The following is a 7,415-nucleotide window of genomic DNA, read 5'->3' on the forward strand; positions in this document are numbered from 1 at the left end:
GCACTGGCAGCGGCGCCGAGGCGAGTTGCGCCGACGCGGGCTGCGCATGCGCCGCTACTTCGCCTACGAGTATTGCCTGCTCGGCGACCTGCGCGAGCGCCTCGGCGATGCCCGGGGCGCCCGGCATTGGTACCTGCGCGCGCTGCGCACCGCGCCGGCGCCGCGACCGCTCTATTACTGGCTGCGCACGCTGTTGCCGGCAGCGCTTGGGCAACCGGCACCGAGCAGAGACCCGTGAACGGTCTGCTCGGCGGCAAGGACCTCGGCGCGGGCGACCTGGCGCGCTTGGCGCACTTCGCCGAGACCCGCGGCGGCGCCCCGAAGTACCCGCCCGGCCGCTTTGCGCTGTGGGGCTTCGGCAGCCCCGTCGGCGGCCTGCGGGCGGTGTGCGGCGGCGCTGTCCACGCCTGGGTGCTGGGGGATTGGTTCGTGCCACAGAGCGCGAGGTCCAAGCCCTTCGATCCCGCACAGGTGCTCGACGCCTACCGGCACGCCGGGCACGGCTGGGTCTGGTCCGTGGTGGGCCAGTTCGCGCTGGTGCTCTGGGATGACGCGCGCCGCGAGCTGGCGCTGTATCGGGACGATTCCAGTGCGCAGACCCTTTACTACCATCGCCTGCCGAGCGGGGCGCTGCTGTTCTCGGATCGCCTCGACCTGCTGGTGAACTGCCCGCTGGTGCCACGGCGGCTGTCGACACACGGACTGCACGAGTACCTGCGGTTTCTCGATGTCTCCAGCCCGAACACGATCTACGACGGCGTGCACGGCACCGAGCCGGGCGTGCTTTGCCTGCACGGCCGCCATGGCCTGCATCAGCTACAACCACCCGCAGCCGGCGCCGGGCCGATACAAGACACACCACCGACGCTGGATGAGGCGGCGGCGACGCTCGACGCCCACCTCGCCGCCGCCGTCGCCGTCCGCACGCGGGATACGGATGCGCTGGTCGCGTTCCTCAGTGGCGGTGTGGACTCGGCCTACCTGTGCGCTCTGGCCGCGGATCTCGGCAAGCCGCTCACTGCCGTCACCGTCGGCTTCGACGACGCTGCCGCCGACGAGTCCCATGTTGCCGCGGGGGTGGCTAACGCGCTTGGGGTGCCGCACCACGTACTGCGATTCTCGCCTGCGCAGTATCGGCGCGCCTTCGAGACCCTGGCGGCGGCCGAATACCCCTTCGCGGACCCCGCCGGAACGCCGACGCTGCTCGCGTTCGAGCGGGCGCGGGAACTGGCCGACACGGCGCTCGACGGCACGGGCGCCGACACGCTGCTCGGCATCATGCCGGCGCGACACCAACGGCTCGCGGTGCAATTCGCGGCCCGCGTGCCCTTTGCGCTGCGCCGCGCCCTGGCGCGGGCCATGGCAGCCGTGCCGCGAGTTCGCGACTATCGCCCCTTGCTCGACTTCGGCGACCCCGAGGAAGTGCTGATGCGCTGGCGCGGCTGGTCACGTCGCGAGATCGAGCGCCTTTGCGGCCGGCACGTGAGCCTTGCCGAGACGCGATTTTACCGCGTGTTCCGCAGCTTCGCGCACGCCGACCACATGGCCCGCTTCAGCGCGCTGATGGGCAACCTGCCGGACGACCGCATCCACGTGGCGGCCGCGGCGACGGGGCTCCGGGTGCGCTTCCCGTTCTTCGATCCGCCGGTGGTGGATTACGTGTGGCGGCTGCCGGTGGGGCTGCGCTATGCGGATGGCGTACACAAACGGGTATTGAAGCATGCCCTGGCGCAGCGCTTGCCGCGAAGTCTCTGGGACGTGCCCAAGCACGGCTTCGACTTTCCGTTCGATACGCTGCTGGCGGCGGACAACTACGCACTGCTGCGCGCCCATGCGGACACGCCGACGCTTGCCCGGCTCGGCTGCGCAGACACTCGGGCGCTCAGAGACACCGTCACCGCGTATCTCGCCGGCTCACGGCAACAGCGCTTTCGGGTCTGGGCGCTGAGCGTGCTCGGCGCCTGGCTGCAACGCCATGGCTTATTGGCTTGAGTCACCACTTGCAGACCACCACTGGGCCGGACCTGGACCGCGGAAACCACAGGGGGACATTCCTGCCGCGGCGACGAGTCATGTACCATCGTTCGACTAGGTGGAAAGTGACGCCGCTGGATGCCGGTACCGGACAGCCTTGAAACCCGTTCGCATTCTCATGTTCGCGCGCTACCTGCCGCCGGAGTACAGCGGCGCTGCGGCGCAGGCGTTCCTGCTGGCGGGCGAGTTGCGCGCGCGCGGCCACCACGTCGAGTTCGCCACCTTGTCGTGGAACGGCAAACGGCGGGAGTATGTCGTGGACGGCTTTCCGATCACGGCCCTGGCCATGCGGGTGCGTGCCAGACACCAAGAATTCAGCGTCTGGCAGAGCCTTGCGGTGCACCTCTGGCGGCGGCGCCATGCCGTGGACATCCTGCATGGACAGGGCGCCTACTACACGCAAAGCATCCTCGGTCCCTTCGGCCGATTGCTGGGCAAGCCAACGCTGGTGAAGGCGAGCCTGTCACAGAACGATCTCTCCAGCCTGTCGCATTCGACCATCGCGCCGGTCCATCGGCGCTTTCTGCGGCTGGTGGATGCCTACGTGGCAATCAGCGCAGACTTGAAGGCCGAGTTCGCACAGAAAGGACTCGCAACCGAGCGCATCTGGCACATTCCAAACGGGGTCGATACGGCTCGCTTCAGCCCGGTGGATGAAACCGAGCGCAAGGCGGCCGCCGACTCGCTCGGGTTACCTACAGAGCGCCCCATCGCCCTCTTCGTCGGTGTCTTCGACGAACGCAAACGGATTGCCTGGTTGCTGCGCGAGTGGGTCGCCCGCAGGGCCTTCGGCACCGACGTGCACTTGGTGGCGGTGGGCCCGACCAGCCGGGACAGCTATGGCGCGGCGCTGAAAAGCGAGCTCCACGCCTTGGCACGCGCGCATCCGCGGCTGATCACCGTGCGGGACTTCTCGCCCGACATCGCCCGCCACTACCAGGCGGCGAGCCTGCTCCTGTTCCCCTCGCTGCGCGAGGGGCTGCCGAATACGGTGCTGGAGGCGATGGCCTGCGGGCTGCCCTGTTTGGTGGCCCAGGCGTCAGGCTCGCGGGAGTTGGTTCGCGATGGATTCAATGGAGCGACCTTCGCGGTGGACGACGCCGCGGAGCTCGAGGCCGCCTTGCAGCGGGTTCTCAGGGAGTCCGCGGCACTTGGGGCCCGAGGCCGGCAACTGGCCGTGGACCAGTACCGGATCGGCGCTATCGCCGACCGCTACGAGGCCCTGTACGCGCATTTGCTCAACGAGCGCCGCAGCGGCGGCTAGCCGTCGGGTAGCAGCCCGTGCCACGCGCGCTCGAGGGCGGGGAGATCATCGACGTCCCAGTGCGGGCGCGGTACGCCGGCAGGCCAGGCCGCGCCCGGCCGAAAGCGACCGGTACGCACCAGCGCCGCGCGCATGCCTACCCTGTGCGCCCCGGCGATGTCCGTGTCCGGCCGGTCTCCGACCATGACACAGTCTGCCGCGTCCAGCCCCAGCCGCTCGCAGGCCATCTCGTAGAGACCCGGCTCGGGCTTGCCGATCACCACCGGCGACACGCCGCATGCGGCAGCGAACGGAGCTACCAGCGCACCGCCGCCGGGGAGCACACGGTGCTCACCCTCGTGGCTGTCGTCAACGCTGGTATCGGGGTTGGTGACGACGAGCCGGGCACCGCGCTTGAGTATTAAGTTGATGCCGGTGGTAAGGCTGTCGAAGTCGAGCCCCGGTCCTTCACCGACGACGACGAAATCCGCGCGCTGCCGGTCTACGGCGCCGTATTGCTGCAAGGCCAAGTGCAGACCTTCCGCCCCCACGGCGTAGAAGTGAAAGCGCGGGCGCTCGCGGTGCAGCCAGCGGGCGGTAGCCTCAGCGGAGGTAAGTATCTGTGCATCCCGCGGGCGGCCGAGCCCCATCGCGTGCAGATGCGTCGCCACCTGCGCCGGTGTACGAATCGGATTGTTGGTGACGAACAGGTGCGGGACGCGCGCGATTCGACGCAGAAACGCGGCAGCACCAGGGAGCGGCGTGCTGCCGTGAAAGAGCACGCCGTCCATGTCCAGAAGCAACGCCCGGATCGGGGAGCCGCTCGGGGCACTGGCAGTAGACAATGGCTCACGGGATCGAGACATCCGATGGAAACATCCCGGGTGAACAGTAATGCCGAGGCTTCGTTGCCGATGGCGCGATCTTGCCCGCGCAGGCGCCGACATCGGCACCCCGGCGGGACCGGCCCGCCGGCGTCGGCGAACGGCAGCCCTCAGTCGAGATCCGCCACGAGCGCCGCTCGCTGGGCGTCATCCAACACGGTCTCGTAGCGATACTGCGCATGGTCAATGCCCATGCGCACGGGCGCCCCGGCCTTGGCGGCACCGACAGTGGCCGCCGGCAGTTGGAACCGGAGGAAGTGCACAGACGAGGTCTTATCGTCGTTCTCACGCTCCAGGTCTTCATCGGCGATGGCGTAGACTTTGTCTCCGTCGCCGACCTGGACCCAGACCGCATCCTCGATGCCGATTAGGCGTGCCAGCGCGTCTCGCCGCTCGTCCACGTCATCGAACTCGATCATGAAAGTCGCCTTCCAGTTGTCACCATCCGGAATGAGCGGGTTGTAGGCGTCCAATTCGTCTTGGATACCTGCGGGTTCGAAGATGCGCTCCACCCGCAGCATCTCCTGAATCTGGTACTGCATGGTGAGGCGGTCCTCGAAGTAGAGAGCGGCATGGGCGCCAATCGGCACCCGTCTGGACTGCTTGTGGGCCATCACCTTGGCACGAAAGTCGGGGCGCTGCTCGGCGTATTGTTCCAGGCTGAACAGGTCTTCGCGGGTGAGTGCTTGCATGATCTGTCTCCGGGGAAGCTCTGCGGCGATGTTGTGGACTCAGAGGCCGTAGGCAATGCGCAGCAGCGTCAGCGGGTGCTGCTGGCGACCGTCCTCGCCAAGTGCATGGGCGATGTGTGCGCCCGCCATGGGACAGTCGCTACCGAAATGATCCGCGTCTGACTGTTTGACGCGGTTGGCCACCGGGCGAACGATCTTCATGGATGCGGCGTGGAATTCCTGTTTGACCGCGTAGGTGCCGTCATGGCCCGAGCAGCGCTCGATGATCTCCACGGTCGTGTCCGGCACCAGCGCGAGCGCCTCACGGGTCTTCTGTCCGATGTTCTGCACCCGCTGGTGGCAGGAAGCCTGGTAGACCACCCTACCCAGCGGCTTCACGAACTCCGTGTTCAGTTTCCCGTGCTTGTGCCGTAGCATGAGGTATTCAAAGGGGTCGTATATCGCCTCCTGGACCGCCCGCACATCGGTGTCATCCGGATACATCAGCGGGAGTTCCTGCTTGAACATGAGCACGCAGGACGGCACTGGCGCGACGATGTCCCAACCGTCGTCAACCAACGCCTTCAGGATCGGGATGTTGGCCCGCTTCGCCTTGTCCACGGCGTCAAGGTCGCCCAGTTCCAACTTCGGCATGCCGCAACACTGCTCCTTGCGCGCCAAGGCCACCGGTATGCCGTTGTGCTCGAACACCGCAATGAGGTCGTCGTTGACTCCTGGCTCGTTGTAATTGCCGTAGCACGTCGCGAACAATGCCACCTTGCCTGTCGTAGGCCCCGCCGGCTCTCCGTGCGCCTTGCGCCCGATGAGGTGCTTGTGCCGTTTGCGCAAAGTGTCGCTGTGGTACTCGGGCAACCGTGCTGTTTTGTCCACCTGGAGAACCGACTGCGCGAGCGCCCGACCCGCATTACTCTTTAATGTCGCATTCACGAGACCATTGACCACGGGTATGCCGGCCAATGAGCCCACCAGGTCCGTGCTGGTGAGCAGTTTGTCGCGAGCCTTGACTTCGCCCTTTCGGTATTTGACTGCCTTGGCGCGCAACATCAGATGCGGAAAGTCCAGGTTCCATTCGTGCGGGGGCACATAGGGGCACTTGGTCATGTAGCACAGATCGCACAGGTAGCAGTGATCCACCACCTTGACATAGTCAGCCTTGTCGACGCCGTCGACCTCCATGCTCTCGGACTCGTCCACCAGATCGAACAGCGTCGGGAACGCTTGGCAGAGGCTCACACAGCGCCGGCAGCCATGACAGATGTCGAATACCCGCTCCAGTTCCTTGTGCAGCGAATCCTCGTCGTAGAAATCAGGGCTATGCCAGTCGATCGGATGGCGGATGGGCGCTTCCAGACTGCCTTCGCGCGTGGTGGCCATGGTTGGGCTCCTCGTTCGTAGACGCGACGTTGTCACTCCAGGGATGCTACTCTGTCGAGACGTTGCTGACAGCATTGATCAGCTTAGTGCAAGTGCCACCTGAACCGCCAATGGGAGCGACGTATCGGTACGATAGACCGCAAGGATAGCAAGCCGCACCCGCGCCTCTGTGTGCCGATGTTGGTGAGATATCTTCCGTTGTCTCCATTGCCGCAGAGCGAAACGGAGAACACCGATGACGCACCAGACAGGGCACATCGAGCGCCGCGCAGGGTCCGCGGAGGCGCACGGAGCCCGTGCGGCGAGCCAGCAGGCATCGGCGAGGTAGCGGAACGTGTGCCCTGAATGCGCGATCGCAGCGGCGGGAGTATCGTCTTCCACGTCAACGTGCTGCCGCCCTACCTCAAGCGCGCGCAGTGTCGAGAAGTTGGCCCCCGGTCGTACCTCGGGTGCTCGGTGTTGTAGCAGCACACGAAGTTCACTACGCAGTCCCCGGCTTCGGCCAGGTCATTGAGATCGCCGGATCGGTAGGCAGGGCGATACTTGAGCCGGAGCGTGCGGCTGTGCAGGTCAAGAATCAGGTACGGGTGGAAGAAGTCCCCAGCACGGGACCCGGCAGGCAGGTGATGTTCCAACACCAGACCCGGCAGAAACCGTCGGCGGTACGGCTCCGCGGCAGCGCAGCGCCGGCGCCACCGGAGCCTTGGCGCGACCGCGGTGGTGCTGGGCCTCACTCAGCGCCTTAGGGGCCGGGCCCAGCCCTCGGGCCGGTGGCGACGTGGGCAGCGGCCGGCCCTGGTCTTGCGCGTCACGGCGCCATTTGTGGAGCGTCGCTTCGCCGTTGCCTTCCTAGGCCCCGAGTTCCGCCAGCGGCCGGTTGTGCGGCGGCAGCATCTTGGGCAGCGCGGTCTCTTGGCGCAGGTGGAGGCGCCAACTAAGCTGAAACCGATGGGGACGTGGGCCGCGAAGCGCGCTGCGCCCGGCGGTCCACTCGCGCACCCGTGCGCCGAGCAAAAAAAAAGGCCGACAGTCGTCGGCCTTTTTGGCATAAACCCTGGCGGTGACCTACTTTCGCATGGGGAGGCCCCACACTATCATCGGCGATGCACCGTTTCACTTCTGAGTTCGGCATGGATTCAGGTGGTTCCAGTGCTCTATTGCCGCCAGGAAAACTGGTGCTCCGGCGCC

General features: G+C 66.4%; 6 protein-coding genes and 1 rRNA gene. 3 read left to right on the top strand and 4 right to left on the bottom strand.

What is annotated here, in order from left to right; translation table 11 throughout:
* The 3 genes from LJE69_RS13470 to LJE69_RS13480 form a co-directional block, all read left to right on the top strand.
* The coding region (locus tag LJE69_RS13470; protein ID WP_296925874.1) for a hypothetical protein at positions 1-238 on the top strand (238 nt) is incomplete at its 5' end.
* A complete protein-coding gene (locus LJE69_RS13475; RefSeq protein WP_296925876.1) occupies positions 235-1,992 on the top strand; it encodes an asparagine synthase-related protein in 1,758 nt (585 codons plus the stop codon). The genes LJE69_RS13470 and LJE69_RS13475, both read left to right, overlap by 4 nt.
* A gap of 160 nt (positions 1,993-2,152) precedes the next feature.
* Positions 2,153-3,298: a glycosyltransferase family 4 protein gene (locus LJE69_RS13480; protein WP_296925878.1), complete on the top strand. Its 1,146-nt coding sequence runs from the start codon at positions 2,153-2,155 to the stop codon at positions 3,296-3,298.
* On the opposite strand, the gene LJE69_RS13485 is transcribed toward LJE69_RS13480, so the two are convergent.
* The 4 genes from LJE69_RS13485 to rrf all read right to left on the bottom strand — a co-directional run bounded on the left by LJE69_RS13485 (position 3,295) and on the right by rrf (position 7,395).
* Positions 3,295-4,080: an HAD-IIA family hydrolase gene (locus tag LJE69_RS13485; protein WP_296925880.1), complete on the bottom strand. Its 786-nt coding sequence runs from the start codon at positions 4,078-4,080 to the stop codon at positions 3,295-3,297. The genes LJE69_RS13480 and LJE69_RS13485 overlap by 4 nt on opposite strands.
* A 191-nt stretch (positions 4,081-4,271) precedes the next feature.
* On the bottom strand, positions 4,272-4,853 hold the full coding sequence (locus LJE69_RS13490; RefSeq protein ID WP_296925882.1) for a DUF3501 family protein: 582 nt from the start codon (positions 4,851-4,853) through the stop codon (positions 4,272-4,274).
* A 39-nt stretch (positions 4,854-4,892) separates the two neighbouring features.
* Positions 4,893-6,227: a heterodisulfide reductase-related iron-sulfur binding cluster gene (locus LJE69_RS13495; protein ID WP_296925884.1), complete on the bottom strand. Its 1,335-nt coding sequence runs from the start codon at positions 6,225-6,227 to the stop codon at positions 4,893-4,895.
* A 1,052-nt stretch (positions 6,228-7,279) separates the two neighbouring features.
* Positions 7,280-7,395, bottom strand: a 5S ribosomal RNA gene (gene rrf / locus LJE69_RS13500).
* Between the last annotated feature and the right edge of the window lie 20 nt (positions 7,396-7,415).

The sequence above is a fragment of the Thiohalocapsa sp. genome, assembly GCF_022340605.1.
Taxonomy (GTDB): Bacteria; Pseudomonadota; Gammaproteobacteria; order Chromatiales; family Chromatiaceae; genus Thiohalocapsa.

Bases quoted from the DNA above. Each gene is read 5' to 3' on its own strand.
- LJE69_RS13480 (WP_296925878.1), top strand. From the start codon at position 2,153: ATGTTCGCGCGCTACCTGCCGCCGGAGTACAGCGGCGCTGCGGCGCAG.
- LJE69_RS13490 (WP_296925882.1), bottom strand. From the start codon at position 4,853: ATGCAAGCACTCACCCGCGAAGACCTGTTCAGCCTGGAACAATACGCC.
- LJE69_RS13495 (WP_296925884.1), bottom strand. From the start codon at position 6,227: ATGGCCACCACGCGCGAAGGCAGTCTGGAAGCGCCCATCCGCCATCCG.